Origin of the sequence: Streptomyces sp. NPDC020192, assembly GCF_044388685.1 — a bacterium.
In the GTDB taxonomy this organism is placed as follows: Bacteria; Actinomycetota; Actinomycetes; order Streptomycetales; family Streptomycetaceae; genus Streptomyces.
In genome coordinates, this window is the sequence record NZ_JBIRXG010000011.1 from 172,526 (window position 1) to 198,254 (window position 25,729).

Sequence of the window (25,729 nt, forward strand, 5' to 3'; positions counted from 1 at the left end):
CGGCGTACGTCCTAAAGCGGCAGCACCTCCGCCGCCGAAGCCGCCTGCACAGGTACCGCTGCCACCGGCAACGAAACCTCGGCCTCCTCCGACCTCTGCCGCGGAAACGCCGTGGGCAACAGCGGACGAGGCCCCGCCACCACCGTGTACTCCTGCCCCAGGAACGGCGGCTCGACCACTCCGGGGTCCTCGCCGAGCGCCAACTGCACTGCGGCCCAGGGGGCGTTGACACCGCACAGCGACAGCTGGTGCAGGCCACCGGCGGGCCGCGTGTTGACGTCCAGCAGCACGGGCTCGTCGCCGTACATGCGGAACTGGATGTTGGACAGGTAGTGCAGCCCGAAGCCCTCCGCGATCAGCCGGGCCGGGGCCAGCCAGCGCTCGTCCAGGGTGAAGCCCCGCCGGCGGCCGTTCTTCGTGCGGCCCACCGCGAGCCGTACCCGGTTGTCCGGTCCGGCCAGGACGTCGACGGACACCTCGGGCTGCTCCAGGCGCGGCATCACCAGCCAGTCCACCGGCTCCTCCGCCCGCCGCAGCGCCTGCAGGACCAGGTCGAGCTGCACGTACGGTCCCGGGAAGCCCTCGAGATGGGCGAGCGAGAACGGGGCGCGGGTGATCACCCGGAAGCCGACCCCGCCCGCACCGGCGGCCGGCTTGAAGCACGCCTTGTGCCCGGCCGCCTCCAACTCCTCGACGGCAGCGAGGAGTTCGTCCGCCGTACGGACTCGCCACCACGGCGGCACCGGGACGCCCACCGAGCGGACGGCCTCGTACGCGGTCGCCTTGTCCTCGAAGACGGCCACCGCCTCGGGCGTCGGCGCCAGCAGCGCCGTACCGGCCGCCGCGAAGTCGGCTCGGTGCGCGACGATCGCCGCCTGGTGCAGCCGTGGCACGAAGACGTCGATGCCGCGCCGGGCGCACTGGTCGAGGGCGTACTCGACGTAGGCGGCCGGGGACAGGCCCTCCGGCTCCAGGTCGGCGGTGTCGGCGGCGGCCAGCACGGGGGAGTCGGGGTCCGCGTGCGTCGCATGGATCTCCACGGCGCGGTCGCTGGGATTTCTCCGCAGCTGTTCCATGAAGAAGACGTTCTCCGCGTACGTGCGGTTGAGCCAGACGCGTACGCGAGAGAGCATGCAGGCCGCCTTTCGGGGTTTTCGGGCAGGGGGCAGCGGCCCGTGCCCGGGCAGGAGGAAGGAAGGGACACCGAATCGCCCCTGGGAAAAGGGAGATTGGGGCATCGGTGTTGGGGCGATCATACGGCTTTCAAGGGCCCGCGCGTGCAACGCGGGTGTTACGGATTCCGGGACCCCTGGCGGACCCCTGCCCGGCCGGGGATCCCCCCTGTCCGGCCGGGGATCCCCCTTGTCCCGCCCCCGGGAATATGCTCTTGTGGTTCACGGACGATGATCGGAAAGGGGTACGAGGTGGAGTCGACGGCCGGGGCCGGACAGCTGCTGGCCATCAGCGACCTGCACGTCACCTATCCGGACAACCGCGCCCTGGTCGAGGACATGCGTCCGACGAGCGACGACGACTGGCTGATCGTGGCTGGTGACATCGCCGAGACCGTCGCCGACATCCGCTGGACCCTCGCCACGCTCGCGGCCCGCTTCCGCAAGGTGCTGTGGGCACCGGGCAACCACGATCTGTGGACCCACCCGAAGGACACCGTCACCCTGCGGGGCGTCGCCCGTTACGATCACCTGGTCGAGGTATGCCGGGAGCTCGGTGTCATCACCCCCGAGGACCCCTACCCGGTGTGGGAGGGCCCGGGCGGCCCGGTCGCCGTCGCCCCGCTGTTCCTCGGCTACGACTACTCGTTCCTGCCGGCCGGCTGCGCCACCAAGACCGAGGGCCTGGCCTACGCGGAGAGCACGGGCATCGTCTGCAGCGACGAGTACCTGCTGCATCCCGACCCCTATCCGACCCGGGACGCCTGGTGCCGGGCCCGGGTCGCCGAGACCGAGCGCAGGCTCGCCGCGCTCCCCGCCGGCCTGCCCGTCGTACCGGCCAACCACTACCCGCTGCACCGGCACCCCACCGACGTGCTGTGGCACCCCGAGTTCGCCATGTGGTGCGGGACCACGCTGACCGCCGACTGGCACCGCCGGTTCCCGATCGCGACCATGGTCTACGGCCATCTGCACATCCCCCGCACCACCTGGCACGACGGAGTCCGCTTCATGGAGGTCTCCGTGGGTTATCCCCGAGAGTGGCGCAAGCGCCCGGAGCCGCCGGGCCGGCTGCGCCGTATCCTGCCGATGGAGGTCGAAACCGGTGATCGAGGAGCTGCTCCCGGAGTCGGTCGTGGCCGTGGAGGCACACCGTGACGATCCGCTGTGGGATGCCCCCCTCCTTCCCGAGGAGGAGCCGCTCGTCGCGCTCGCGGTGACCAAGCGCCGCCGTGAGTTCGCCGCCGTCCGCGGCTGCGCCCGGCGCGCCATGGAGAAGCTCGGCGTGCCCGCGCAGCCCGTCGTCAGCGGCGAGCGGGGCGCCCCGATCTGGCCGGCCGGCCTGATCGGCAGCATGACCCACTGCGACGGCTACTGCGCCGCCGTACTCACCCGCGAGAGCGACCTGCTCTCCCTCGGGATCGACGCCGAGCCGCACGGGCCGCTGCCGGAGGGCGTCGGCAGGACGGTCTTCCTGCCGGCCGAGGCCATCCGGCTCGCCCGGCTCACCGCGCGGTGGCCCGGTGTGCACTGGGACCGGATCCTGTTCAGCGCCAAGGAGTCCGTCTACAAGGCGTGGTTCCCGCTCACCCGCGCCTGGCTGGACTTCTCCGAGGCCGACATCACCCTGCACCCGGACCCGGACGGCGAGCCGCACGGCACCCTGCGTGCCGAACTCCTCGTCCCCGGCCCCCTGGTCGCGGGCCGCAGGCTCCAGGTCTTCGACGGGCGGTGGGCCGTACGGGACGGGCTGGTGGCCACCTCCGTGGTCGTACCGCACGCGTGACACCCCCGCCGTGGCGGCCCTGAGCGTCTGTCAGGCGCGCGGGCACCACTCGCGCAGCAGGCGGAAGAACTCCTCCTCGTTGCCCGCGAGCCCCGCCCGCGCCAGGGCCTGATCCGCCTCGGCCAGCACGGCGGGCGGCACCACGGCGGGCCGGCCGTCGTCCGGCGGCCCGTCGAAGGCGGCGCGCACGGTGTGCAGCAGCCGCAGGTAGGCCTGTACGGCGGTGCGCTCACGGTCGGTCAGTACGGCGGTGGGCATCGGTCGGCTCTCCCCGAGTAGGCGTCACGGTCGCGCGCCCTGCGGTGGGCGGCAACCTCCAGCTTGCCGCCCACCACTGACAACGCCGTCCGGCTCCGCCTCGGCCTCGCCCGCTCAGCGCAGGCCGGACCCCGGAAATCCCCTGGACGCAGCACCGCGCGCGCGGCAGGGTCAGCTCGGTGGCCCCGGATAGCCCAGGGACGTCTCGATGCGGCCGGCCACGTCGTCGCGCCGGCCCTGGCCGCGCAGGGCCGAACCGGCCAGCCACGTACGGCACTTGCTGGCCAGCAGCAGCCCGAAGGTCTCGGCCTGACGCTCCTCGGCGAGGTCGAAGCGGGTCCGGGCCGCGACCCGCCGCACCACGGCCTCGAGCGCCGCCTGGTCGGTGTCGTCGGCCGGCCGCCGTGTGGCGACCGGGGTCCCGTCGATCCGGTGCCCGTGGTGGTCGGCCTGCATGTGCCACAGCTCGTGGCCGAGGATCACCAACTGGTGGCCGGGGGCGGTCCGTTCCTCCACGACGACGATGTCCCGGTCGGTCAGATCCAGCCACAGCCCGCTCGCGGTGCCGGACGGGAAGACGGCCGTACGGAAGTGCACCGGGCGGCCCCGGCGGCGGCTCATCGCCTCGCACAGCGCGCGGTACAGCTCCTCGGGCGGGGCCGGCACGGGCAGGGTCAGCCCGCCCACCAGCTCGCCGCACAGCCGGCGCATGTCCCTGCCGATGCCCACGGTTCTCCCCCGGTTCACGACTCGGGCCGCTTGACGCTCTCCAAGAGCATGTCCAGCCACTCCGCGACCTTGTCCCGGTGCTGGTCGGTCGGCAGCTGCGCCGCCCGCCAGGCGATCCCGCGCACCCCGTGGTCCTGCAGCAGCTTCTCCAGCGGATCCTCGGCGGCGCCGGCCGCGGCCCGCTCCCGGTCGGCGAGCTTCTGCAGCAGCTCCTGCTCGGTGCGCTGCAGCGCGCCGGCCAGCGCCTCGGGGTCCTCAGCGGTCAGGAAACCGGCGTGCACCCGGAAGAAACGCTGCAGTGCGTCGCAGTGCTCCATGGTGGGCCGCCGGTCGCCGTTGATCAGGGCGCCGGCCTGCTGGCGGGACATGCCCGCGCCGTCGGCGATCTCCTGCTGGGTGTACTTGCGGCCGCCCGGCTTCAGCCGGGTGCGGCGCAACAGGCCCAGGCGCTGCAGGAAGCGCGCCTGGACGTCCGGCTCGCCCGCCGGCCGGCCGCTGAGCAGGGCTCTGACCACCGGCTCCGGCACGCCGCAGGCCACCGAGAGCCGTCCGACGTCGAAGACCTCGGCGTGCGGCACACCGAGCCGGTCGGCGAGCGCTGTGACGCGGGCGACGACGGCCGGCAGGTGGGCGGTCGCCGTGGCGCCCGGATCCTCGTAGCCATCCGTCACCGACAGAACTCCTACGTCTCTTGGAGGCTTCATCTCTTCGAGGGCTTCCGTCACGTCCTGTGCGTGTGGTGCGTACGTGCGTCTCGCGAGCGGTCGCCGTGAACTTCCCGGAGATTAGCCGGTGCCTCGAACCCACATCCAGGTGTCGCCACAACTGTGGCGAATTTCAGCCGTCAACGGGCAGGAAATGCCACGATAGTTGACATCCCGCTGGGTGGAGCCGCAGGATCGCATGGGCCGCGTCAAGGCCGCAGAAGGCAAGAGGGGTGACCGCCCGATGGCACATCAGGCAGGAGGGCAGCGGCCGGTACCGCGGCCCGTCCCCGAGACGTGCGACACCCAGGCGTACCTCCAGGACTACGCCGCACTGCTGGAGTCCCTCGCCCTGCCCTCCCTGGTCGTGGACCACCGCTGGGACGTGGTCATGGCCAACGGCGCCTACACGACGCTCTTCCGCGGTGTGCGCCCGCATCCGACGGCCATGCCCGGGGACAACTTCCTGCGGTTCGTGCTCTTCCACCCCGACGCGGCCGAGGTCCTCGGCGAGCACGAGCCGGGCTGGTGCCTGCCGATGCTGGCCCACCTCAGGGCCGCGCTGGAGACGTACGGCCACGACCACGAACTCCAGGCGGTCCGCCGGGACATCGCCCAGGACCCGATCATGGAGGCCGCCTACCGGCAGGGCCTGCCGCACTGGATGCGGGCCGTCGGCGAGTCCGCGACCCGGCTCGACGGCGCCGTCCGGCTGCTGCTCCACCCCGACCCGCGCCGGGGCCCCACCGAGTGCCGGGTCGTCGACGAGACACCGCAGACCCTGCGGGACATCGGGTACCGGCGCCTGACGATGGTCCTGCGCGACGCCCGCCGCCCCGCCGCACCCGCACGCCGCCCCCGCCGGGCACGGGGTACGGCGCCCCACCTCACCGTCGTCCCGGCCGCCCAGGACTGACCCGGCACCGCCGGCGTTCAGGTCACCGGCGGCGCCGGGCCGGTCACGCCCCGACGGCCCTTTACGCAAACCACTTGCATAACTTGCGCTAGGCTTGCGCTCATGACGCGACGACTTGCGGAAGTGGCGAAGAAGGTCGGGGTCAGCGAGGCCACGGTCAGCCGGGTGCTCAACGGCAAGCCCGGGGTCTCCGAAGCCACCCGCCAGGCGGTCCTGACGGCACTCGACGTCCTCGGCTACGAGCGCCCCACCCAGCTGCGCGGCGAACGCGCCCGGCTCGTCGGCCTGGTCCTGCCGGAGCTGCAGAACCCCATCTTCCCGGCGTTCGCCGAGGTCATCGGCGGCGCGCTCGCCCAGCTCGGGCTCACTCCGGTGCTGTGCACGCAGACCAAGGGCGGCGTGTCGGAGGCGGACTACGTCGAACTGCTGCTGCAGCAGCAGGTCTCCGGTGTCGTCTTCGCCGGCGGCCTGTACGCGCAGGCCGACGCCCCGCACGACCACTACCGCCTGCTCGCCGAGCGCAACATCCCCGTCGTGCTGGTCAACGCGGCCATCGAACACCTCGGCTTCCCTGGCGTGTCCTGCGACGACGCCGTCGCCGTCGAGCAGGCGTGGCGGCATCTCGCCTCCCTCGGCCACGAACGCATCGGCCTGGTCCTCGGCCCCGGCGACCACGTGCCCTCGGCGCGCAAGCTGGCCGCCGCGCGGGGGATCTCCGGTGATCTGCCGGAGGAGTTCGTCGCGCGGGCCATGTTCTCCCTCGAGGGCGGCCACGCGGCCGCGTCCCGGCTGATCGACCGCGGGGTCACCGGCATCATCTGCGCCAGCGACCCCCTCGCGCTCGGCGCGATCAGGGCCGCGCGGCGCAAGGGGTACGACGTCCCGGGGCGGATCTCGGTCGTGGGCTACGACGACTCGGCCTTCATGAACTGCACCGAACCCCCGCTGACCACCGTCCGCCAGCCCATCGAGGCCATGGGCCGCGCGGCCGTCGAGCTGCTGAACGCGCGGATCGGCGGCACCGCCGTACCCGCCGAGGAGCTGCTGTTCGAGCCCGAGCTGGTGGTCCGCGGCTCCACCGCGCAAGCCCCGCGCGACTGAGATCGTGGCGGTGCTCCGAAAGATCCGGGTGGCTGTCAAATAATTACAGATTTCGCGCGACATCTTGCGGACCCGTGGTGGCGGTGCTTGAGTGTGCGGCGCCCACCGCTCCTGCCATGAGTGCCACGAGGGGTCCACCGATGAGATACACCGGGTTCCGCCGTACCGTCGTCGCGATCGGCGTCTGTTCCTCCCTCGCCCTCGCCGCCACCGCCTGCGGGTCCGGTGGCGACGGGTCGGCGAGCGGCAGGACACGCATCACCGTCAACTGCGAGCCGCCGAAGAGCGCCAAGGCCGACCGGGAGTTCTTCGAGGAGGACCTCGCCTCCTTCGGGAAGCAGAACCCGGACATCGACGTCGTCGCGCACGACGCCTTCCCCTGCCAGGACCCGAAGACCTTCGACGCCAAGCTCGCCGGCGGTCAGATGGAGGACGTCTTCTACACCTACTTCACCGACGCCCGGCACGTCGTGGACATCAACCAGGCGGCCGATCTCACGCCGTACCTCAAGGAGTTGAAGTCCTACGACACGCTGCAGAAGCAGCTGCGGGACATCTACACCGTCGACGGGAAGGTCTACGGCATACCGCGTACCGGATACAGCATGGGGTTGATCTACAACCGCAAGCTCTTCCAGAGGGCCGGCCTCGACCCCGACAAGCCGCCCACCACCTGGGACGAGGTCCGCGCCGACGCCAGGAAGATCGCCGCACTCGGCGACGGTACCGTCGGATACGCCGACTACAGCGCACAGAACCAGGGCGGCTGGCACTTCACCGCCGAGCTGTACGCGCAGGGCGGCGACGTCGTCGGCGCCGACGGCAGGAAGGCCACCGTCGACACCCCCGAGGGTCACGCCGTCCTGCGGAACCTGCACGACATGCGGTGGACCGACGACTCCATGGGCAGCAAGCAGCTCCTCGTCATCAATGACGTGCAGCAGATGATGGGTTCGGGCAGGCTCGGCATGTATCTCGCCGCCCCCGACAACATCCCGATCCTGGTCAAGGAGAAGGGCGCGAACTACGACGACATCGCCATCGGCCCCATGCCCGGCGGCCGGGGCACGCTCATCGGCGGCGACGGCTACATGTTCAGCAAGCGCGACACGCCCGCCCAGATCCGCGCCGGCCTGAAGTGGCTGGACCACATGTTCCTCACCCCGGGCAGCGGCTTCCTCGGCGACTACGCCCGCGCCAAGAAGAACAACGCTCCCGTCGGCCTGCCCGAGCCGCGCCTGTTCACCGGCGCGGCCGACGCCAGGGACCAGCAGGCCAAGAAGGCCAACGCCAATGTCCCGGTGCGGAACTACCAGGCCTTCCTCGACGGCAACCAGCACCTGCGGATGAAGATCGAGCCGCCGGACGCCCAGCAGATCTACTCCGTCCTCGACGCCACCGTCTCCGCCGTCCTCACCAAGAAGGACGCCGACATCGACCAGCTCCTCAAGGACGCGTCCGGCAAGATCGACAGCATCCTGGCCCGGGGCTGACCGCCATGACGAAGACGGCCGAACGGCGGCCCGTGACGAAGGCCGCCGTCCCCCCGCTCCCGGCGCCGCCCCTGCCGGGGAGCCGCAGGCGCCGCCATCTGATCGACCAGGCCCGCGCCTACGCCTTCCTCCTCGGCGGCCTCGTCTGCTTCGCCCTGTTCTCCTGGTACCCGGCGATCCGCGCGGTCGTCATCGCCTTCCAGAAGTACACGCCCGGCTCGAAGCCCCGGTGGGTCGGCACCGCCAACTTCACCCGCGTCCTGCACGACCCCGAGTTCGCCGCGGCCTGGCGCAACACCCTCACCTTCACCCTGCTCGCCCTGCTCATCGGCTTCGCGATCCCCTTCGTACTCGCCCTCGTCCTCAACGAGTTGCGGCACGCCAAGGCCTTCTTCCGGGTCGTGGTCTATCTGCCGGTGATGATCCCGCCGGTGGTCAGCGCCCTGCTGTGGAAGTGGTTCTACGACCCCGGAGCCGGGCTCGCCAACGAGGCGCTGCGCTTCCTCCACCTGCCGACCTCGAACTGGTCCAACGGCACCGACACCGCCCTCGTCTCCCTGGTGATCGTGGCGACGTGGGCCAACCTGGGCGGCACAGTCCTCATCTATCTCGCCGCCCTGCAGTCCATCCCTGGGGAGCTGTACGAGGCCGCCGAACTGGACGGCGCGAACCTGCTGCAGCGCATCCGGCACGTCACGGTCCCGCAGACCCGGTTCGTGATCCTGATGCTGATGCTCCTTCAGATCATCGCCACCATGCAGGTGTTCACCGAACCGTTCGTCATCACCGGCGGCGGCCCGGAGAACGCCACCGTCACCGTTCTCTACCTCATCTACAAATACGCCTTCCTCTACAACGACTTCGGCGGCGCCTGCGCCCTCAGCGTCATGCTCCTGGTCCTGCTCGGGGTCTTCTCCGCCGGCTATCTGCGGCTCACCCGCACCGAGGGGGACACCGCATGAGCACCCGCACCCTGATCTCCCCGGCCACCCTCGCCCGCCCGCGCGGCAAGGCGGTCTACTGGACCGTGTTCACCGCCGTCGTCGTCCTCTTCGCGCTCGCCTTCCTCTTCCCGGTCTACTGGATGGTGACCGGCGCGATGAAGTCCCCCGACGAGGTCGCCCGGACCCCGCCCACGCTGATTCCGCGCCACTGGCGCCTCGGCGGCTACACCGACGCCTGGGACCTGATGCAGCTCCCGGAGCACCTGTGGAACACCGTCGTCCAGGCCGCCGGTGCCTGGGCGTTCCAGCTGGTGTTCTGCACGGCCGCCGCCTACGCCCTGTCCAGGCTGAAGCCGGTCTTCGGCACGGTGATCCTCGGCGGCATCCTCGCCACCCTGATGGTCCCGGCGCAGGCCCTGGTCGTACCGAAATACCTGACCGCTGCCGACCTGCCGTTGATCCACACCAGCCTGCTCAACGACCCGCTCGGCATCTGGCTCCCGGCCGTCGCCAACGCCTTCAACCTCTACCTGCTCAAACGGTTCTTCGACCAGCTCCCGCGCGACGTCCTGGAGGCGGCCGAGATCGACGGCGCCGGCAAGCTGCGCATCCTGTGGTCGGTCGTGCTGCCCATGTCCCGGCCGGTCCTCGGCGTGGTGTCGATCTTCGCGCTGGTCGCCGTCTGGCAGGACTTCCTGTGGCCGCTGATGGTCTTCTCCGACACCGGCAAACAGCCGATCAGCGTGGCCCTGGTCCAGCTGTCGCAGAACATCCAGCTCACCGTGCTCATCGCCGCGATGGTGATCGCCAGCATCCCGATGGTGGCGCTGTTCCTCGTCTTCCAGCGGCACATCATCGCCGGGATCAGCGCGGGCAGCACCAAGGGCTGACATCGCCGTAAACGCCTGCAGAAAGGGAAGCTCCGTGGGACAGCCCACCCCTGCCTCTGAGGACCGCGACTGGTGGCGCACCGCCGTCATCTACCAGGTCTACGTCCGCAGCTTCGCGGACGGCGACGGCGACGGCACCGGCGACCTCGCGGGCGTCCGCGCCCGGCTGCCGTACCTGGCCGAACTCGGCGTCGACGCCCTGTGGTTCAGCCCCTGGTATCTGTCACCGATGAAGGACGGCGGCTACGACGTCACCGACTACCGCGCCATCGACCCGGCCTTCGGCACCCTCGCCGAGGCGGAGAAACTCATCGCCGAGGCACGGGAGTCGGGGATCCGCACCATCGTCGACATCGTGCCCAACCACGTCTCCGACCGGCATCCGTGGTTCCGGACGGCCCTCGCCGCGGGCCCCGGCAGCCCGGAGCGCGCCCTGTTCCACTTCCGTCCCGGACGCGGCGCACACGGTGAACTCCCGCCCAACGACTGGCCGTCACAGTTCGTCGGCTCCACCGAACCGGTGTGGACCCGGCTGCCGGACGGCGACTGGTACCTGCACCTGTTCACCCCCCAGCAGCCCGACCTCAACTGGGCCCACCCGGCGGTGCGTCAGGAGCACGAGGACATCCTGCGCTTCTGGTTCGAGCGGGGCGTCGCCGGCGTCCGCATCGACTCGGCCGCCCTGCTCGCCAAAGACCCCGACCTGCCCGACCTCGCCTCCCGGCCCGACCCGCACCCCTTCGTCGACCGCGACGAACTCCACGCCGTCTACCGCTCCTGGCGGCGCGTGGCCGACGAGTACGACGGCATGTTCGTCGGCGAGGTCTGGCTGCCGGATCCCGAGCGTTTCGCCCGCTACCTTCGCCCTGACGAACTCCACACCGCCTTCAACTTCTCCTTCCTGTCCTGCCCCTGGGACGCGCCCCGACTGCGCACCGCCATCGACACCACCCTCGCCGAACACGCCCCCGTCGGCGCCCCGGCCACCTGGGTGCTGTGCAACCACGACGTCACCCGCACGGTCACCCGGTACGGCCGCGAGGACACCGCCTTCGACTTCGCCACCAAGGCCTTCGGTACCCCGACCGATCTCGCCCTCGGCACCCGGCGCGCTCGCGCCGCCGCCTTGCTGTCGCTGGCGCTGCCGGGCTCGGTGTATCTGTACCAGGGGGAGGAGCTGGGGCTGCCGGAGGCCGAGATCCCGGTCGACCGCATACAGGATCCGATGCACTTCCGGTCGCACGGTGCCGACCCCGGGCGGGACGGGTGCCGGGTGCCGCTGCCGTGGGCCGACGGTGTGCCGTACGCGGGATTCAGTACCCAGGAGCCCTGGCTGCCGCAGCCGGTCGACTGGACCTCGTATGCGGTCGACCGTCAACAGCGGGATCCCGACTCCATGCTCTCCCTCTACCGCGCGGCCATCGCCACCCGCCCGGTCTTCGGCGACGGTCCCCTGACCTGGCTGCCCGCCCCCGACGGCGTGCTCGCCTTCGCCCGTGCCGGGGGAGCGCTGTGCGTGGTGAACCTCGCACCCACGCCCGCCGACCTCCCCGCACACTCCAGGCTCCTGCTGAGCAGCGGCCCGCTGGACGACGCGGGCCGGCTGCCGCAGGACACGGCGGCCTGGCTGCGCGCCTGAGCCGACCGCGTGCGAGCTGTCCCCGCACCCCACCCTGAAGGGATCAGCACATGCGTTCCAGTACCGTCAGATATGTCAGGCGCATGCCAACCATCGGGGCGGTCGTCGCCCTCGCGGCCGGCATGCTCACCGCCGTGGCCCCCGCCGCGCACGCGGCCCCGGGTGCCACTCTGCCCTTCGCCTCCGTCGAGGCCGAGTCGGCGACCACCACCGGCACCAGGATCGGCCCCGACTACACCCAGGGCTCGCTCGCCTCGGAGGCGTCCGGACGGCAGGCCGTCCGGCTGTCGGCCGGACAGCGGGTGGAGTTCACCGTGCCGCAAGCGTCCGATGCGGTGAACATTGCCTACAGCGTCCCGGACGGTCAGTCCGGTGCGCTCAACGTCTACGTCAACGGCACCAGGCTCGCCCAGCCCCTCCCGGTGACGTCCAGGTACTCGTACATCGACACCGGCTGGATCCCCGGCGCCAAGACGCACCACTTCTTCGACAACGCCCGGATGCCGCTGGGGCAGAACGTCCAGCCGGGTGACAAGGTCGCGTTCGAGGCGACCAGTACCCAGGTCACCGTCGACGTCGCCGACTTCGAGCAGGTCGCCGCCGCGGCCACGCAGCCCGCCGGCTCCGTGTCCGTCGTGTCCAAGGGCGCTGACCCCAGCGGCAACGGCGACTCCACGCAGGCCTTCCGGGACGCCATCGCCGCCGCGCAGGGCGGCACAGTGTGGATCCCACCCGGCGACTACCGCATCACCTCCTCACTCAACGGCGTGCAGAACGTGACCCTCCAGGGCGCCGGCAACTGGTACTCGGTCGTGCACACCTCCCGCTTCATCGACCAGTCCAGCTCCTCCGGAAACGTCCACATCAAGGACTTCGCGGTCATCGGCGAGGTCACCGAACGCGTCGACTCCAGCCCCGACAACTTCGTCAACGGCTCCCTCGGCCCGAACTCCTCCGTCTCCGGCATGTGGATCCAGCACATGAAGGTCGGCATGTGGCTGATGGGTGACAACGACAACCTGGTGGTGGAGAACAACCGCATCCTCGACACCACCGCCGACGGCATCAACCTCAACGGCACCGCCAAGGGTGTCGTCGTGCGCAACAACTTCCTGCGCAACCAGGGCGACGACGCCCTCGCCATGTGGTCGCTCTACTCCCCGGACACGAACTCCAGCTTCGAGAACAACACGATCTCCCAGCCCAACCTCGCCAACGGCATCGCGATCTACGGCGGCACCGACATCGCGGTGAAGAACAACCTGATCTCCGACACCAACGCCCTCGGCAGCGGCATCGCGATCTCCAACCAGAAGTTCCTCGACCCCTTCTACCCCCTCGCGGGCACCATCACCGTCGACGGCAACACCCTCGTCCGCACCGGCGCAATGAACCCCAACTGGAACCATCCGATGGGCGCGTTGCGCGTCGACTCCTACGACAGCGCCATCAACGCCGGCGTCAACATCACCAACACCACCATCACCGACAGCCCGTACAGCGCCTTCGAGTTCGTCTCCGGCGGCGGACAGGGCTATCCGGTCAGGAACGTCACCGTGACCGGCGCGAGCGTGCAGAACACCGGTACGGTCGTCGTCCAGGCCGAGGCGCAGGGCGCGGCCACCTTCAGGAACGTCACCGCCGGCCAGGTCGGCGCCGCCGGCGTCTACAACTGCCCCTACCCGGCGAACTCCGGCTCCTTCACCCTGACCGACGGTGGCGGCAACTCCGGCTGGAGCAGCACGTGGTCGGACTGCTCCACCTGGCCCCAGCCCGGCCAGGGCAACCCCGCCCCCGCCCCGAACCGCAACCTCGCCAAGGGCCGCCCGGCCTCCGCGACCGGCTCCAAGGACGTCTACACGCCCGAGAAGGCGGTCGACGGCGACGCGGGCTCCTACTGGGAGTCCACCAACAACGCCTTCCCGCAGTCCTGGACGGTCGACCTCGGCTCCTCCTACGCCGTACGGCGCCTGGTGCTGAAGCTGCCGCCGTCCTCGGCCTGGGGCGCACGCACCCAGACCGTCACGGTCCTCGGCAGCACCGACGGTACGAACTACTCCACCGTCGTCGGCTCCCAGGACTACCGCTTCGACCCGGCCACCGGGAACACAGCCACCGTCTCCCTGCCGAGCGGCACCGGTCTGCGGTACCTCCGCCTTGCCGTCAGCGCCAACAGCGGCTGGCCGGCAGGGCAGTTCAGCGAGGTGGAGGCGTATCTGACCCCCTGACCCCTCGGCCGGGCGGACGGCTCACAGATCCAGCACCAGACGGGCGCCCCGGCACCGGGACACACAGATCATCATGGTGTCTCCCGCGGCCCGCTCCTCCTCGGTGAGGACCGAGTCCCGGTGCTCCGGGGCGCCTTCCAGCACGTCCGTCTCACAGGTGCCGCACGTCCCCTCGGTGCACGAGTACAGCACCTCGACGCCGGCGGCGCGCACCGTCTCCAGCACCGACACCTCCGGTGCCACGGTGAGGGTACGGCCACTGCGCGCGAGCACCACCTCGAACTCGCTGCCACTGCCCGCCTGTTGGGCCTTCGGCTGGAAGCGCTCGACCCTGAGCCGGCCGGCCGGGCAGCGTTCCTCGACGGCGTCCAGCAGCGGCCCCGGACCGCAGCAGTACACCAGGGTGCCGTCGGGAACGTCGTCCAGCACCGGAGCCAGGTCGAGCAGGCCCGCCTCGTCCTGCGGGGCAAGGGTCACCCGGTCGCCGTAGCGTGCCAGTTCCGCGGTGAAGGCCATGGAGGCGCGGGACCGGCCGCCGTACAGCAGCGACCACTCGGCGCCCGCCGCCTCGGCCGCGGCCAGCATCGGCAGGAGCGGGGTGATGCCGATGCCGCCCGCGACGAACCGGTAGTGGGGTGAGGGTTCGAGGCGGAAGTGGTTGCGTGGCCCGCGCACCCGCACCTTGTCGCCCGCGCCCAACTCGTCGTGCACATGGGCTGATCCGCCCCGACCTGTCCGTTCTCGCAGCACCGCGATCCGCCAGGCGGAGCGGTCCGCCGGGTCGGAGCAGAGCGAGTACTGCCGCTCCAGTTCCGGACCGAGCAGCAGGTCCACATGGGCGCCGGGCTCCCACGCGGGCAGGTCCTGCCCGAGCGGATGGCGCAGGGTCAGCGACAGCACTCCGTCCGCCACGAACTCCCGCATCTCCACGATGAGTTCGGTTTCCGTCACCGTACGTCCTCCCGGGTCTCGTGCCCCTCGGGGTGGGCCAGCATCCACTCCCACATCTCCACCGGGTCCTGTGCGCTGTGCTCCGCCCCGCAGTGGCAGGTGCCGTGCAGGACGTCCGTGCCCGGCAGCCAGTCGATGCGGTAGACCTCGCCGGTGGGTCTGCTCACTGGACCTTCTCCACCGGCTTGTCGCCCTCCTCGGCCAGCCGGGTCAGGATGCGGCGCGCGGCCAGGCCGCCGGTGTCGATGTTGATGCTCAGCTCCTGGTAGCCGGCGCGCTCCGAACCCAGCGTCCGCTGCAGGAGGTTGAGGGCGTCGACGTCCTGCATCACCACGGTGTGGTTGTTGGCGCGCAGGAACTCGGTGACCTCGGGGTCGTCCGTCGCCCAGTCCCGGGAGACCATCCAGAAGTCGTACACCTTGCCATCCGACGACGGGGTGATGGCGTAGGTGATCTCCGTGTGGAAGCCCGCCGGGTCGCTGCCGTCCGGCTCGGGTACGACTCCCGTCGGTGCGATGCGGCTGTGCAGCAGATACAGGCAGGGCGCGTGGTACTCGATGTCCTGCCAGCGGGTGATCCGGCCCGTGATGCCGGTGGAGCGGGCGTAGAACGGCGGGCACTCGGCGTCGTCCATGTGCCGGCTGACCCGGACGATGCCGGCGCCCTCGTCCACCTCGGTGGTGATGGGTGTCTCGGCGACCTCCGGGGTGCCGATGTAACCGCCGTGCAGATAGGTCTCGTGGGAGAGGTCGAGGAGGTTGTCGACGAGCAGGCCGTGGTCGGCGTCGATCGGCTCCATGCCCCGGACCGTCACCCAGCCGGGGGAGTCGAGGTGCCGGGCCCGCGGGACGGCAGCCGGATCGGCGAGGTCCGGGTCGCCGATCCACACCCACACCAGGGAGTCCTGCTCCACCACCGGGTAGGCGGCGACGCGCGCGGTGCGCGGGACGCGTTTCTGGCCCGGCACGTACACACAGGTGCCGGTGCGGTCGTAGGTGAAGCCGTGGTAGCCGCAGACGATCCGGTCGCCGTCCAGGCCGCTCTCGGAGAGCGGATAGCGGCGGTGCACGCACCGGTCGTGCAGGGCGACCGGGGTGCCGTCGTCCTCGGCGCGGTAGAGGACGAGCGGTTCGCCGAGAACCGTCCGGCCGAGCAGCTCGCGCCCGACCTCCTGGCTGTAGGCGGCGACGTACCACTGGTTCCTTGCGAAGGCGGTTACATGGGGCATGGAGGCGGCTCCCGTCTGTTGTGGTGGTGGCATCGTCGGGGCGCGCGTCGAGGGGCCGCAACGCTCCTTCCGCCTCACGGAAGCACCAGGTCGCGTACGCTGAGCGGCAGTACCGAGGCTGGGTGTGGCTGTGTGTGTGTGTGGGGGTTGAGGATGGCTGTCGGTCGGGTGATCCGGTTCGATGAGACGCGTGGGTACGGTTTCATCGCTCCGGGCCAGGGTGGAGAAGACGTCTTCCTGCATGTGAACGACCTGCTGATTCCCGAGTCGTCCGTGCGTCCGGGTCTGGCGGTGGAGTTCGAGATCGAGAACGGCGGACGCGGGCTGAAGGCCTCGTCCGTCCGGTTCGCGCAGGAGTCGGGACAGGCGGCCGAGGGGGCAGTCCCCGTGGGCGCCGCGGAGGGCCAGGAGCCGATGTGCGACGTGCTCGGCTCGGCCGAGTACACCCGCGAGGTGACGGAGCTGCTGCTGACCTTCGTCCCCGACCTGACGGGACAGCAGATCATCGCCGTACGCAAGCAGTTGACCCTGTTCGCCAAGCGGCACGGCTGGATCGAGGACTGAGGAGACAGGACGAAATGAGCACCGAGACGCTGGAGTTCCAGGCCGAAGCACGGCAACTTCTGCAGCTGATGGTCCATTCGATCTACTCGAACAAGGACATCTTCCTGCGGGAACTCATCTCCAACGCCTCCGACGCCCTGGACAAGCGGCGCCTCGCCGGTCTGACGGACGACCGCCTGAGGGCCGACGACCCGCACATCGCCCTCGAGGCCGACAAGGACGCCCGCACGCTGACCGTGCGCGACAACGGCATCGGCATGACGCGCGACGACGTCGTCGGACTGATCGGCACCATCGCCCGCTCCGGCACGGCCGAGACCCTGCGCCGGATGAAGGAGAACGAGAAGAACACCGAATCGGCCGAGCTGATCGGCCAGTTCGGCGTCGGCTTCTACTCCGTTTTCATGGTCGCCGACAAGGTCACCCTGCTCACCCGCAGGGCCGGCGAGGAGAGCGGTGTGCGCTGGGAGTCGGACGGCGGCGGCACGTACACCATCGAGACCGTCGAGGACGCGCCGGAGGGCACCGCGGTCACCGTCCACCTGCGTCCCGCGGACGAGGAGGACGCCCTCCACGACTACGCCGACGAGTGGAAGATCCGGGAGATCGTCAAGCGGTACTCGGACTTCATCGCCTTCCCGATCCGGATGGGCGACGACACCCTCAACTCGATGAAGGCGCTGTGGGCGCGGCCGCGTTCGGAGGTCAAGGACGAGGAGTACAAGGAGTTCTACCGGCACATCAGCCACGACTGGACCGACCCGCTGGAGACCATCCGGATGCGGGCGGAGGGCACCTTCGAGTACGAGGCGCTGCTCTTCCTCCCCGCGCGTGCCCCGCACGACCTGTTCCAGCGCGACGCCCGCCACGGCATCCAGCTGTACGTCAAGCGGGTGTTCATCATGGACGACACGCGTGAACTCCTGCCGTCCCACCTGCGGTTCGTCAAGGGCGTCGTGGACGCCGCCGACCTGTCGCTGAACATCTCCCGCGAGATCCTCCAGCAGGACCGGCACATCCAGCTGATCCGGCGCCGCCTCGCCAAGAAGGTCCTGTCCACCGTCAAGGACCTCATGACGAACGACGCCGACAAGTACCGTACGTTCTGGCGGGAGTTCGGCGCCGCGGTCAAGGAGGGTCTGCTCGACGCGGGCGAGGACCACAAGGCGATCCTCGACATCGCGTCGTTCGCCACCACCGCCGGCGACGAGCCGACCACCCTCGCCGACTACATCGCCCGGATGAAGGACGGTCAGGACAAGATCTACTTCATGACCGGCGAGAGCCGCGCACAGGTCGAGAACTCCCCGCACCTGGAGGCCTTCCGGGCCAAGGAGTACGAGGTGCTGCTGCTCACCGACCCGGTGGACGAGATCTGGGTCGACGCGGTGCGCGCGTACGACGGCAAGGAGTTCCAGTCCGTCGCACGGGGCGCGGTCGACCTGCCCGCCGACGAGGCCGACGAGGAGCTGTCGGAGGAGAGGTCCGACGCCCACGCGCCGCTGCTGGCCTGGCTGGGCGAGACCCTCGACGCCGTCAAGGACGTACGGCTGACCACCCGCCTGACCAGCTCGCCGGCCTGCCTGGTCAGCGACGCCGACGGCATCTCGCCGGCGCTGGAGAAGATGTACAAGGCGATGGGCCAGGAACTCCCGCCGGTCAAGCGCATCCTCGAGCTGAACCCCGAGCACCCGCTGGTCAGCGGGCTGCGGACGGCGCACGAGCAGCGCCCCGCCGACCCCGATCTGAAGGACACGGCCGAGCTGCTCTACGGCACCGCCCTGCTCGCGGAGGGCGGCGACCTGGCCGACCCGGCGCGCTTCGCCAAGCTGCTCGCCGACCGACTCGCCCGCACGATCTGACCGATATGCCCGAGGAGTTCGCTCCTTAGGTATTCCTGCCGGCCACGGTCCGCGCCGACCGTGGCCGGCGGAGCACCTCCCGGACCGCCGACTTTCACATGGGCGCCATCAGACCCTTCCCTGACGTTTGTTGCTCTTGGAACACTCGCTCCGCGCGGATTCCGTCATGTGGGCGGCATCGCGTACGTCAGGACGAGAGGACCCGAACACCCATGCCCGAAGTCAACCGGCGCCGTTTCCTCCAACTCGCGGGCGCCACCACGGCGTTCACCGCGTTGTCCAGCAGCATCCAGCGCGCGGCCGCCCTGCCCGCCCATCACCGCACCGGGACCGTCCAGGACGTCGAGCACATCGTTGTCCTCATGCAGGAGAATCGATCCTTCGACCACTACTTCGGTTCGCTGCGCGGTGTCCGCGGCTTCGGCGACCCCCGATCCGTCTCCCAGAACGGCACGTCCGTCTGGAAGCAGTCCGACGGCACGAAGGACATCCTGCCCTTCCACCCCGACGCCGACGACCTGGGCCTCGCCTTCATCCAGGACCTCCCGCACGGCTGGAACGACACCCACGCGGCCTTCAACGGCGGCAAGTACGACAAGTGGGTGCCGGCCAAGGGCAGCACGACCATGGCGTACCTGACCCGCAAGGACATCCCGTTCCACTACGCGCTCGCCGACGCCTTCACCCTCTGCGACGCCTACCACTGCTCGTTCATGGGCTCGACCGACCCGAACCGCTACTACATGTGGACCGGTTACGTCGGCAACGACGGCCAGGGCGGCGGCCCGGTCCTCGGCAACGACGAGAAGGGATACGGCTGGACGACGTACCCCGAGCGCCTTCAGAAGGCCGGGGTCTCCTGGAAGATCTACCAGGACATCGGTGACGGCCTCGACGCGAAGGGCGGCTGGGGCTGGATAGAAGACGCCTACCGTGGCAACTACGGCGACAACGCGCTGCTCTACTTCGACCAGTACCGCGACGCCAAGCCCGGCGACCCGCTGTACGACAAGGCCCGCACCGGCACCGACGCCAAGAAGGGCGAGGGCTTCTTCGACCAGCTGAAGGCCGACGTCAAGGCCGGCAAGCTGCCGCAGGTCTCCTGGGTCGTCGCCCCCGAGGCCTTCACCGAGCACCCCAACTGGCCCGCCAACTACGGGGCCTGGTACGTCTCCCAGGTCCTCGACGCGCTCACCTCGAACCCGGAGGTGTGGGGCAAGACGGCGCTGTTCATCACCTACGACGAGAACGACGGCTTCTTCGACCACGTCGTCCCGCCGTTCCCGCCGGCCTCCGACGCGCAGGGCAAGTCGACCGTGGACGCCTCCCTCGACCTGTTCAAGGGCGACGCGAGTCATGTCGCCGGTGCCTACGGGCTCGGCCAGCGGGTGCCGATGCTGGTCGTCTCCCCGTGGAGCAGGGGCGGTTACGTCTGCTCCGAGACCTTCGACCACACCTCGATCATCCGGTTCATCGAGCGCCGCTTCGGTGTGCACGAGCCGAACATCTCGCCCTGGCGGCGGACCGTGAGCGGCGATCTGACCAGCGCCTTCGACTTCTCCCGCAAGGACACCAAGCGGGTCGCGCTGCCGTCCACGGCGGGCTACCAGCCGCCGGACCACAACCGGCACCCCGACTACGTGCCGAAGCCTCCCGCCAACCCCTCGCTGCCCGGGCAGGAGCGCGGCCACCGGCCCACCCGCCCGCTGAAGTACGCCCCGGTGGTGGACGGTTCCGCGGACACCTCGACCGGCAAGCTGACGCTCACGTTCGCCTCGGGGGCGCACGCGGGCGCCGCGTTCCTGGTGACCTCCGGCAACCGCGCCGACGGCCCCTGGACCTACACCACCGAGGCCGGCAAGCACCTCTCCGACACCTGGAACCCGGTCTACTCCGGCGGCGTCCACGACCTCACCGTGCACGGCCCGAACGGCTTCCTGCGCGTCTTCAAGGGCAAGGGCAGGACGACGGGACCGGAGGCGACCGCCCGGACCGCCGGCGACCACCTCGAACTCACCTTCACCAACAAGGGATCCGGCACGGTGAAGCTGAGGGTGGTGAACGGCTACGGCGGCCACCCCGCCACCGTGACCGTACGGCCCGGCGCGACCGTCAAGCACACCGTCGACCTCGCGGCGAGCAAGCGCTGGTACGACGTGACGGTCACCTGCGACGGCGACGCGGCCTTCCTGCGCGGCTTCGCCGGGCACGTCGAGAACGGCCGTCCCGGCGTCAGCGACCCGGCGCTCGCCACGGAGTGAACGGGCGATGAACACCGCTCCGTGCGGACTGGTCAGGTACCGATCAGATCAGGGTAGTGTGCCCCGGTGACCACACAATCGAACACTCCTGCAGGCTGGTACCCGGATCCGCACGGAGCGCCCCAGACGCTCCGCTACTGGGACGGCGCTCAGTGGACCCAGCACACCAACCCGGCGCAGGCCCCCGCCGGCCAGGTCCCGCAGCAGCAGGCCGCCCCTCAGCAGTTCGGCGCCCCGCAGCAGCAGGCCGCCGACCCCAAGGTGCAGCGGCAGGTGCAGCAGCAGGCCGGGGCCGTGTCCGGCGGCACCGGCGGCGGCACGATCTTCACCGAGCCCATCCTGGTCGTGAACCAGAAGGCCAAGCTGATCGAGGTGACCAACGAGTACAAGGTCATGGATCAGAACGGCCGGGACATCGGCTCGGTCACCGAGGTCGGGCAGGGCGTGCTGCGGAAGATCTTCCGCTTCATCTCCAACTGGGACCAGTTCCTGACCCACAAGCTGGAGATCCGCGACGCCTACGGCCAGCCGCAGCTGCTGCTGACCCGGCCCGCGAAGATCTTCAAGTCCCGGGTGATCGTGACGCGTCCGGACGGATCGCCGGTCGGCGAGATCGTCCAGCAGAACATGATCGGGAAGATCAACTTCGCGATGAACGCCAACGGCCAGCAGGTCGGCGCGATCAAGGCGGAGAACTGGCGGGCCTGGAACTTCGCGATCGTCGACCACGCGGACAACGAGGTCGCCCGGATCACCAAGACCTGGGAAGGCCTCGCCAAGACGCTCTTCACGACCGCGGACAACTACGTCCTGCAGATCCACTACCAGCTCCCCGAGCCGCTGTTGAGCCTCGTGGTGGCGACGGCCCTGACCGTCGACACCGCCCTCAAGCAGGACTCGCGGGGCTGGAACTGAGCGGCCCCCGACGGGGGAGTACGGCGACGGCGGCCGGTGCGCGCGGAAGAGCTGCGCCCCGGCCGCCGTTCTGTGTGCTCAGAGTGCGGTGAGGTGTCCCGGTTGCTCCGGTTGCCGTGGCACCAGGGCCGGTTCGGCGGTCGCCGTGCCCGGTTCCAGGGCCAGTACGGCGGCCACGGGGTGGTCGTCGTCCTCCGGCACCGGCTCCGGTGTGACCCGGGTGAGCAGGAGCACGCCCCAGGACGCCAGGGCCGCTCCGGCCAGGGCCAGCAGTACGCCGCCGGCGCCGCCCTGGAGGCCCTGGCCGAGCAGGGTGAGGCCGATCAGCGCGGCCGCGACCGGGTTGGCGAGGGTGACCACGGCCAGCGGGGCGCCGAGGCCGCCGCGGTAGGCGGTCTGGGACAGCAGCAGCCCGCCGACGGCGAACCCGGCGACGAGCACGGCGACCACGATCACCTCGGTGCTCAGTGCCGGGCCGGTACGGTCGGTGGCCGCCACGGTCACCGTCTGGGTGAGCGCCGAGGCGACACCGGAGGCGAAGCCGGACGCCGTCGCGTGCCGCAGGCCCGGGCGGGCGCCGGGGCGGGACAGCATGCCGATCGCGGCGGCCGTCGTACCGGCCACCGCCAGCGCCTCGGTCAGCGACAGCACCTGCTCGGGCGCCGGACCGGAGGCGGTGACGAGCAGCGCGGCGAGCCCGAGCAGCGTCAGCGCCGTACCGCGCCACTCCACGGCGCTGACCCGGCGCCCGGCCGCCCGCGCCCCGAGCGGCACGGCCGCGACCAGGGTGAGCGCTCCCAGCGGCTGGACGAGGGTGAGCGGACCGTACCTGAGGGCGACGACGTGCAGCAGCGCGGCGGCCGAGTTCAGGCCGACCGCCCCCCACCAGGCACCACTGCCCAGCAGCCGCAGCAGGCCGGTGCCGGCGGTGCGGGAGGCGAGCCGTTCCTGGGCGACGGCGGCGAGCGCGTAAGCGACGGCCGAGACCAGGGAGAGGGCTACGGCGATCAGGGCGGCGGCGCTCATCGGCCCGCTCCCACCAGGACGGGCCTGCCCGGGGCGAGCCGCCCCGTGCCGCGTCCGGCCGTGCCGGCCGTGCGCCGCGGCGGATGGATCACCGCGAGGGCGATGCCGAGCATGGCGGTCGCCACGATCGCGTCGAGCCAGTAGTGGTTGGCCGTGCCCACGATCACCAGCAGGGTGATCAGCGGGTGCAGCAGCCACAGCCAGCGCAGGCGGGACCGGGTGGCCACGATCAGGCCGATCGCCACCATCAGCGCCCAGCCGAAGTGCAGCGACGGCATCGCCGCGAACTGGTTGGACAGATGGTCGCTGGACGGCGGGCCGTACACGGACGGACCGTAGATCTTCGCCGTGTCCACCAGGCCGGTCCCGGCCAGCATCCGCGGCGGGGCCAGCGGGAAGGTGAACGGCAGCACCAGCGCGGCCGTGGTGACCACCGCGAGGACCCGGCGGGCCCATGTGTAGTGGGCGGGCCGCTTGACGTAGAGCCAGACCAGGAAGGCCAGCGTCGCCGGGAAGTGGACGGTTGCGTAGTAGGTGTTCGCGAGGTGGACCGGGGTGTCGCCGTGCAGCAGTGCGGACTGCACGGCGTTCTCGTGGGGGAGGCGCAGCGCCCGCTCCAGGTCCCACACGCGCTGGGCGTTGTGGAGGGCGTTCCCGGTATGGCCCGTGGCCAGCTGCCGGCCGAGCTTGTAGACGAGGAACAGCCCCGCGACCAGCAGAAGCTCACGTATGAGCGCCGGGCGCGCGGTCGCGTCCGGCGGTTCCGCCTCTGCCTCTGCAGGCTCGGTTCGCGCAGTCATCCCCCCGGCCCCTTCACTGACGGTGGTGCGTGTAGAACTCATCGATACGTTGTCGTACCGAAACGTCAGTGTACCGATACGCGTCAGTACCGGTACACTGACGTATCGATTGATGTGCGCCACACTGGAAGACAGGCCCACGAGCGAGAGGAAGCACCGCATGACGTCGCAGGCCGCGGACGAACCGGACACGGTCGTCGCCTCGCGCCGCTCCAAGATCACGCCGGAGCGTGAGCGGGAGTTCTTCGACGCCGTGCTGGAGCAGATCCGCGAGTGCGGGTACGAGTCCGTCACCATGGACGGCGTCGCCGCCAGCACCCGGTGCAGCAAGTCCACGCTCTACCGGCAGTGGAAGACCAAGCCCCAGTTCGTCGCGGCCGCACTGCGCGCCAACCGCCGGGTGCGGTTCGCCGGCATCGACACCGGGTCCCTCGCCGAGGACCTGCGCCAGGCCGCACGGGCCGCGGGCGACTGGTCCGGCAAGGACACCAGGCTGCTCCAGGCCCTGGGGCACGCGGTGACCGCCGACCAGGAACTGGCACAGGCGCTGCGCGAGGCGCTGGTGTACCCGGAGATCGCCGCGCTGCAGGAGATGCTCGCGCGGGGCGTGGCCCGGGGCGAGGTCCCGGCCGGCCATCCGGCGCTGGAGTACATCCCCGCGATGATGTTCGGCGTCCTGCGCGTACGGCCGATGCTCAGCGGCCAGTACGCCGACGGCGACTATCTGGTCCGGTTCGTGGAGGCCACCGTGCTGCCCGCACTCGGGCTGACATAGGACCCAGGCCGCCGTTCACGGGATGACTGAACGGCGACCTGCTCGCGCCGCACCGTGGGGACGGGGGCGGCGCGCACCCCCCGGCCGGGTGGGGCTCCTCTTGAGCGGAGGGGCGCCCCACCCGGCCGTCTCACGTCGGCGTCCCGCTCTTCTCCGGCTCAGGCGTTCTGGCCGTTGCCGCCGCCGGACGAGACCTTGATCCCCGCCAGGATCTCGTCGATGACCGAGGTCTTCTGCCCGACGTCCACGCCGAAGCGGACCACCACGATCTGCTGGGTGTCGTTGGGCGAGGGGAAGGCGACCGACTCGACGTAGCCGTCGGAGCCCTTGCTGGTCACCGCCTTCCAGCGCACCATGTAGCCCTTCTGCCCGGCGACCGTCACCGCCTGGGAGGCCAGCACCTGGTGCGAGGTGATGCTGCCGTAGGTGTCGCCGCCGTAGGACTGCTTGGCGTTGGCCGCGATGTCCGCCTTGGCGACCTCCTCGGCCGTCGTGCCCCGCAGGCCCAGCGCCACCGCCGGAGCCGTGTAGGCGCCGCCCGCGGTGCAGGTCTGGCGGGCGTTGCCCGGGCACTTGTAGGAGTCGGCCGAGGTCACCTCCGCGCCGACGCTGATCGTCTGCCCGGTCCAGCCCTTCGGCACCGGCAGGCTGATCCCGTTGACCGGGTCCGCCACCGTGCCGCCGCCCTGTACCTTGGGCGCGTCGGACCGCCCCGGCGACGGCGCACCACCGCCGGAGCCGCCCGAGCCGCCCGAGCCGCTGGAGCCGCTGGATCCGCCGGAACCTCCGGACCCGCCCGAGCCGCCGCCGGACGGCCCGCCCTGGCCGCCGCTCTGCCCGCCCGGCGCTCCCTGCCCCGAGGCGGCCCGGTCGCCGCTGCCGTTGCCGTCGCCCTTGGACAGCGCGTAGACGCCGATCCCGATGCTCACCAGCACCGCGGTGGCCATCGCGACGGCCACGCCGTTCCGCAGCCGCTTCCGGGGCCCGGCCGGCGGCTCGGCGGGGTACGCCGGATACGTCCCGTACCCCGGCTGTTCGCCGTAGCCGACGGGCGCGGAGGGAACCGACTGCGGCGGGGGACCCCACGCGGCGGCCGTCCCGGCGGGGCGGGTCCGGTCCGTCCAGGCCTTGCCGTCCCACCAGCGCTCGGTGGGCGGAACGTCGTTCGTCTGCCCGGGGTCGGGGTACCACCCGGGGGGAGTCACCTGCGTCATGCCCCCACCGTAGGAGGCGACCGTGAAAGTGTGATGAGAGGATCCTTCGCGAACGGAACAGACCGTAATATTTCGCCTCGGATTTCTCCCGTCCTTTTTCTCTCCGCCGTCCTTCCGGACACCGGCCCCGCGACCGCCTCCGGTACCGGCCCCGGACGGCACGGTTGACGCTCCGTCGGCTGCTGACCGGCGGTTCGGGCCGGGCGAGCGTCGCCTGTCCGCACCCACTTTCACCCGGCGGGGCAACAGCTGCCCGGACCGCCCACCGCGGGC

The 25,729-nt window shown here is 70.8% G+C and carries 24 protein-coding genes; 14 read left to right on the plus strand and 10 right to left on the minus strand.

Annotation, left to right across the window (positions count from 1 at the left end):
- Window positions 1-11: 11 nt before the first annotated feature.
- Window positions 12-1,133, minus strand: coding sequence for an ATP-grasp domain-containing protein (locus ACH47Z_RS22180; protein ID WP_399076162.1), 1,122 nt, complete (start codon window positions 1,131-1,133; stop codon window positions 12-14).
- A 291-nt stretch (window positions 1,134-1,424) separates the two neighbouring features.
- Here ACH47Z_RS22180 and ACH47Z_RS22185 point away from each other — a divergent pair, with 291 nt between their 5' ends.
- Both ACH47Z_RS22185 and ACH47Z_RS22190 read left to right on the plus strand, forming a co-directional pair.
- On the plus strand, window positions 1,425-2,330 hold the full coding sequence (locus ACH47Z_RS22185) for a metallophosphoesterase family protein (RefSeq protein WP_399076446.1): 906 nt from the start codon (window positions 1,425-1,427) through the stop codon (window positions 2,328-2,330).
- Window positions 2,278-2,958, plus strand: coding sequence for a 4'-phosphopantetheinyl transferase (locus ACH47Z_RS22190; RefSeq protein WP_399076164.1), 681 nt, complete (start codon window positions 2,278-2,280; stop codon window positions 2,956-2,958). Before ACH47Z_RS22185 ends, ACH47Z_RS22190 begins: the two co-directional genes overlap by 53 nt.
- 30 nt (window positions 2,959-2,988) lie before the next feature.
- On the opposite strand, the gene ACH47Z_RS22195 is transcribed toward ACH47Z_RS22190, so the two are convergent.
- From ACH47Z_RS22195 to ACH47Z_RS22205, 3 genes are all read right to left on the minus strand, one after another.
- The gene (locus tag ACH47Z_RS22195) at window positions 2,989-3,216 is read right to left on the minus strand and encodes a hypothetical protein (RefSeq protein WP_399076166.1); all 228 of its coding nucleotides are present in this window, start codon (window positions 3,214-3,216) and stop codon (window positions 2,989-2,991) included.
- A gap of 171 nt (window positions 3,217-3,387) precedes the next feature.
- Window positions 3,388-3,945 (minus strand): toxin-antitoxin system, toxin component, encoded by a 558-nt coding sequence (locus ACH47Z_RS22200; protein WP_399076168.1) that lies wholly within the window; start codon window positions 3,943-3,945, stop codon window positions 3,388-3,390.
- A 14-nt stretch (window positions 3,946-3,959) separates the two neighbouring features.
- Window positions 3,960-4,616 carry a helix-turn-helix domain-containing protein gene (locus ACH47Z_RS22205; protein ID WP_399076170.1) on the minus strand — a complete coding sequence of 219 codons (657 nt, stop codon included), beginning with the start codon at window positions 4,614-4,616 and terminating at the stop codon, window positions 3,960-3,962.
- A gap of 277 nt (window positions 4,617-4,893) precedes the next feature.
- On the opposite strand from ACH47Z_RS22205, the gene ACH47Z_RS22210 reads away from it, so the two are divergent.
- From ACH47Z_RS22210 to ACH47Z_RS22240, 7 genes are all read left to right on the plus strand, one after another.
- Complete coding sequence (locus tag ACH47Z_RS22210; protein WP_399076171.1) at window positions 4,894-5,565, plus strand: hypothetical protein; 672 nt, start codon at window positions 4,894-4,896, stop codon at window positions 5,563-5,565.
- Window positions 5,566-5,667: 102 nt separating this feature from the next.
- Window positions 5,668-6,666 carry a LacI family DNA-binding transcriptional regulator gene (locus ACH47Z_RS22215; protein WP_399076173.1) on the plus strand — a complete coding sequence of 333 codons (999 nt, stop codon included), beginning with the start codon at window positions 5,668-5,670 and terminating at the stop codon, window positions 6,664-6,666.
- Between the two features lie 140 nt (window positions 6,667-6,806).
- On the plus strand, window positions 6,807-8,159 hold the full coding sequence (locus ACH47Z_RS22220; protein WP_399076175.1) for an ABC transporter substrate-binding protein: 1,353 nt from the start codon (window positions 6,807-6,809) through the stop codon (window positions 8,157-8,159).
- 5 nt (window positions 8,160-8,164) lie between these two features.
- The gene (locus ACH47Z_RS22225; protein ID WP_399076177.1) at window positions 8,165-9,121 is read left to right on the plus strand and encodes a carbohydrate ABC transporter permease; all 957 of its coding nucleotides are present in this window, start codon (window positions 8,165-8,167) and stop codon (window positions 9,119-9,121) included.
- Complete coding sequence (locus ACH47Z_RS22230; RefSeq protein WP_399076179.1) at window positions 9,118-9,993, plus strand: carbohydrate ABC transporter permease; 876 nt, start codon at window positions 9,118-9,120, stop codon at window positions 9,991-9,993. Before ACH47Z_RS22225 ends, ACH47Z_RS22230 begins: the two co-directional genes overlap by 4 nt.
- 34 nt (window positions 9,994-10,027) lie before the next feature.
- The gene (locus ACH47Z_RS22235; RefSeq protein WP_399076181.1) at window positions 10,028-11,632 is read left to right on the plus strand and encodes a glycoside hydrolase family 13 protein; all 1,605 of its coding nucleotides are present in this window, start codon (window positions 10,028-10,030) and stop codon (window positions 11,630-11,632) included.
- Between the two features lie 50 nt (window positions 11,633-11,682).
- Window positions 11,683-13,860, plus strand: a complete 2,178-nt coding sequence (locus tag ACH47Z_RS22240; protein ID WP_399076183.1) for a discoidin domain-containing protein — start codon at window positions 11,683-11,685, stop codon at window positions 13,858-13,860.
- Between the two features lie 21 nt (window positions 13,861-13,881).
- Here ACH47Z_RS22240 and ACH47Z_RS22245 read toward each other — a convergent pair whose 3' ends face one another.
- From ACH47Z_RS22245 to ACH47Z_RS22255, 3 genes are read right to left on the minus strand one after another with little or no spacing between them, the layout of a single operon-like run.
- Complete coding sequence (locus ACH47Z_RS22245; protein WP_399076448.1) at window positions 13,882-14,784, minus strand: PDR/VanB family oxidoreductase; 903 nt, start codon at window positions 14,782-14,784, stop codon at window positions 13,882-13,884.
- A gap of 23 nt (window positions 14,785-14,807) precedes the next feature.
- Complete coding sequence (locus tag ACH47Z_RS22250; RefSeq protein ID WP_399076185.1) at window positions 14,808-14,978, minus strand: hypothetical protein; 171 nt, start codon at window positions 14,976-14,978, stop codon at window positions 14,808-14,810.
- A complete protein-coding gene (locus ACH47Z_RS22255) occupies window positions 14,975-16,039 on the minus strand; it encodes a Rieske 2Fe-2S domain-containing protein (RefSeq protein ID WP_399076187.1) in 1,065 nt (354 codons plus the stop codon). Before ACH47Z_RS22255 ends, ACH47Z_RS22250 begins: the two co-directional genes overlap by 4 nt.
- Window positions 16,040-16,192: 153 nt before the next feature.
- Here ACH47Z_RS22255 and ACH47Z_RS22260 point away from each other — a divergent pair, with 153 nt between their 5' ends.
- The 4 genes from ACH47Z_RS22260 to ACH47Z_RS22275 all read left to right on the plus strand — a co-directional run bounded on the left by ACH47Z_RS22260 (window position 16,193) and on the right by ACH47Z_RS22275 (window position 21,641).
- Window positions 16,193-16,603 carry a cold-shock protein gene (locus ACH47Z_RS22260; protein ID WP_399076189.1) on the plus strand — a complete coding sequence of 137 codons (411 nt, stop codon included), beginning with the start codon at window positions 16,193-16,195 and terminating at the stop codon, window positions 16,601-16,603.
- Window positions 16,604-16,617: 14 nt separating this feature from the next.
- Window positions 16,618-18,465: a molecular chaperone HtpG gene (gene htpG / locus ACH47Z_RS22265; RefSeq protein WP_399076191.1), complete on the plus strand. Its 1,848-nt coding sequence runs from the start codon at window positions 16,618-16,620 to the stop codon at window positions 18,463-18,465.
- Window positions 18,466-18,677: 212 nt separating this feature from the next.
- Window positions 18,678-20,726 carry a phosphocholine-specific phospholipase C gene (locus tag ACH47Z_RS22270; RefSeq protein WP_399076192.1) on the plus strand — a complete coding sequence of 683 codons (2,049 nt, stop codon included), beginning with the start codon at window positions 18,678-18,680 and terminating at the stop codon, window positions 20,724-20,726.
- Between the two features lie 66 nt (window positions 20,727-20,792).
- Window positions 20,793-21,641 carry a phospholipid scramblase-related protein gene (locus ACH47Z_RS22275; RefSeq protein ID WP_399076194.1) on the plus strand — a complete coding sequence of 283 codons (849 nt, stop codon included), beginning with the start codon at window positions 20,793-20,795 and terminating at the stop codon, window positions 21,639-21,641.
- Between the two features lie 78 nt (window positions 21,642-21,719).
- Here the strand turns inward: ACH47Z_RS22275 and ACH47Z_RS22280 are convergent, their stop codons facing one another.
- Window positions 21,720-22,667 (minus strand): hypothetical protein, encoded by a 948-nt coding sequence (locus ACH47Z_RS22280; RefSeq protein WP_399076196.1) that lies wholly within the window; start codon window positions 22,665-22,667, stop codon window positions 21,720-21,722.
- Window positions 22,664-23,467, minus strand: a complete 804-nt coding sequence (locus tag ACH47Z_RS22285; RefSeq protein ID WP_399076198.1) for a phosphatase PAP2 family protein — start codon at window positions 23,465-23,467, stop codon at window positions 22,664-22,666. Before ACH47Z_RS22285 ends, ACH47Z_RS22280 begins: the two co-directional genes overlap by 4 nt.
- Before the next feature lie 160 nt (window positions 23,468-23,627).
- On the opposite strand from ACH47Z_RS22285, the gene ACH47Z_RS22290 reads away from it, so the two are divergent.
- The gene (locus tag ACH47Z_RS22290; protein WP_399076200.1) at window positions 23,628-24,242 is read left to right on the plus strand and encodes a TetR/AcrR family transcriptional regulator C-terminal ligand-binding domain-containing protein; all 615 of its coding nucleotides are present in this window, start codon (window positions 23,628-23,630) and stop codon (window positions 24,240-24,242) included.
- 158 nt (window positions 24,243-24,400) lie between these two features.
- Here ACH47Z_RS22290 and ACH47Z_RS22295 read toward each other — a convergent pair whose 3' ends face one another.
- Complete coding sequence (locus ACH47Z_RS22295) at window positions 24,401-25,456, minus strand: DUF2510 domain-containing protein (RefSeq protein WP_399076202.1); 1,056 nt, start codon at window positions 25,454-25,456, stop codon at window positions 24,401-24,403.
- Window positions 25,457-25,729 lie beyond the last annotated feature (273 nt).

Bases quoted from the DNA above. Each gene is read 5' to 3' on its own strand.
- ACH47Z_RS22180 (WP_399076162.1), bottom strand. From the start codon at position 1,133: ATGCTCTCTCGCGTACGCGTCTGGCTCAACCGCACGTACGCGGAGAAC.
- ACH47Z_RS22195 (WP_399076166.1), bottom strand. From the start codon at position 3,216: ATGCCCACCGCCGTACTGACCGACCGTGAGCGCACCGCCGTACAGGCC.
- ACH47Z_RS22210 (WP_399076171.1), top strand. From the start codon at position 4,894: ATGGCACATCAGGCAGGAGGGCAGCGGCCGGTACCGCGGCCCGTCCCC.
- ACH47Z_RS22215 (WP_399076173.1), top strand. From the start codon at position 5,668: ATGACGCGACGACTTGCGGAAGTGGCGAAGAAGGTCGGGGTCAGCGAG.
- ACH47Z_RS22220 (WP_399076175.1), top strand. From the start codon at position 6,807: ATGAGATACACCGGGTTCCGCCGTACCGTCGTCGCGATCGGCGTCTGT.
- ACH47Z_RS22225 (WP_399076177.1), top strand. From the start codon at position 8,165: ATGACGAAGACGGCCGAACGGCGGCCCGTGACGAAGGCCGCCGTCCCC.
- ACH47Z_RS22230 (WP_399076179.1), top strand. From the start codon at position 9,118: ATGAGCACCCGCACCCTGATCTCCCCGGCCACCCTCGCCCGCCCGCGC.
- ACH47Z_RS22240 (WP_399076183.1), top strand. From the start codon at position 11,683: ATGCGTTCCAGTACCGTCAGATATGTCAGGCGCATGCCAACCATCGGG.
- ACH47Z_RS22245 (WP_399076448.1), bottom strand. From the start codon at position 14,784: ATGCGGGAGTTCGTGGCGGACGGAGTGCTGTCGCTGACCCTGCGCCAT.
- ACH47Z_RS22255 (WP_399076187.1), bottom strand. From the start codon at position 16,039: ATGCCCCATGTAACCGCCTTCGCAAGGAACCAGTGGTACGTCGCCGCC.
- ACH47Z_RS22260 (WP_399076189.1), top strand. From the start codon at position 16,193: ATGGCTGTCGGTCGGGTGATCCGGTTCGATGAGACGCGTGGGTACGGT.
- htpG (WP_399076191.1), top strand. From the start codon at position 16,618: ATGAGCACCGAGACGCTGGAGTTCCAGGCCGAAGCACGGCAACTTCTG.
- ACH47Z_RS22270 (WP_399076192.1), top strand. From the start codon at position 18,678: ATGCCCGAAGTCAACCGGCGCCGTTTCCTCCAACTCGCGGGCGCCACC.
- ACH47Z_RS22280 (WP_399076196.1), bottom strand. From the start codon at position 22,667: ATGAGCGCCGCCGCCCTGATCGCCGTAGCCCTCTCCCTGGTCTCGGCC.
- ACH47Z_RS22285 (WP_399076198.1), bottom strand. From the start codon at position 23,467: ATGACTGCGCGAACCGAGCCTGCAGAGGCAGAGGCGGAACCGCCGGAC.
- ACH47Z_RS22290 (WP_399076200.1), top strand. From the start codon at position 23,628: ATGACGTCGCAGGCCGCGGACGAACCGGACACGGTCGTCGCCTCGCGC.
- ACH47Z_RS22295 (WP_399076202.1), bottom strand. From the start codon at position 25,456: ATGACGCAGGTGACTCCCCCCGGGTGGTACCCCGACCCCGGGCAGACG.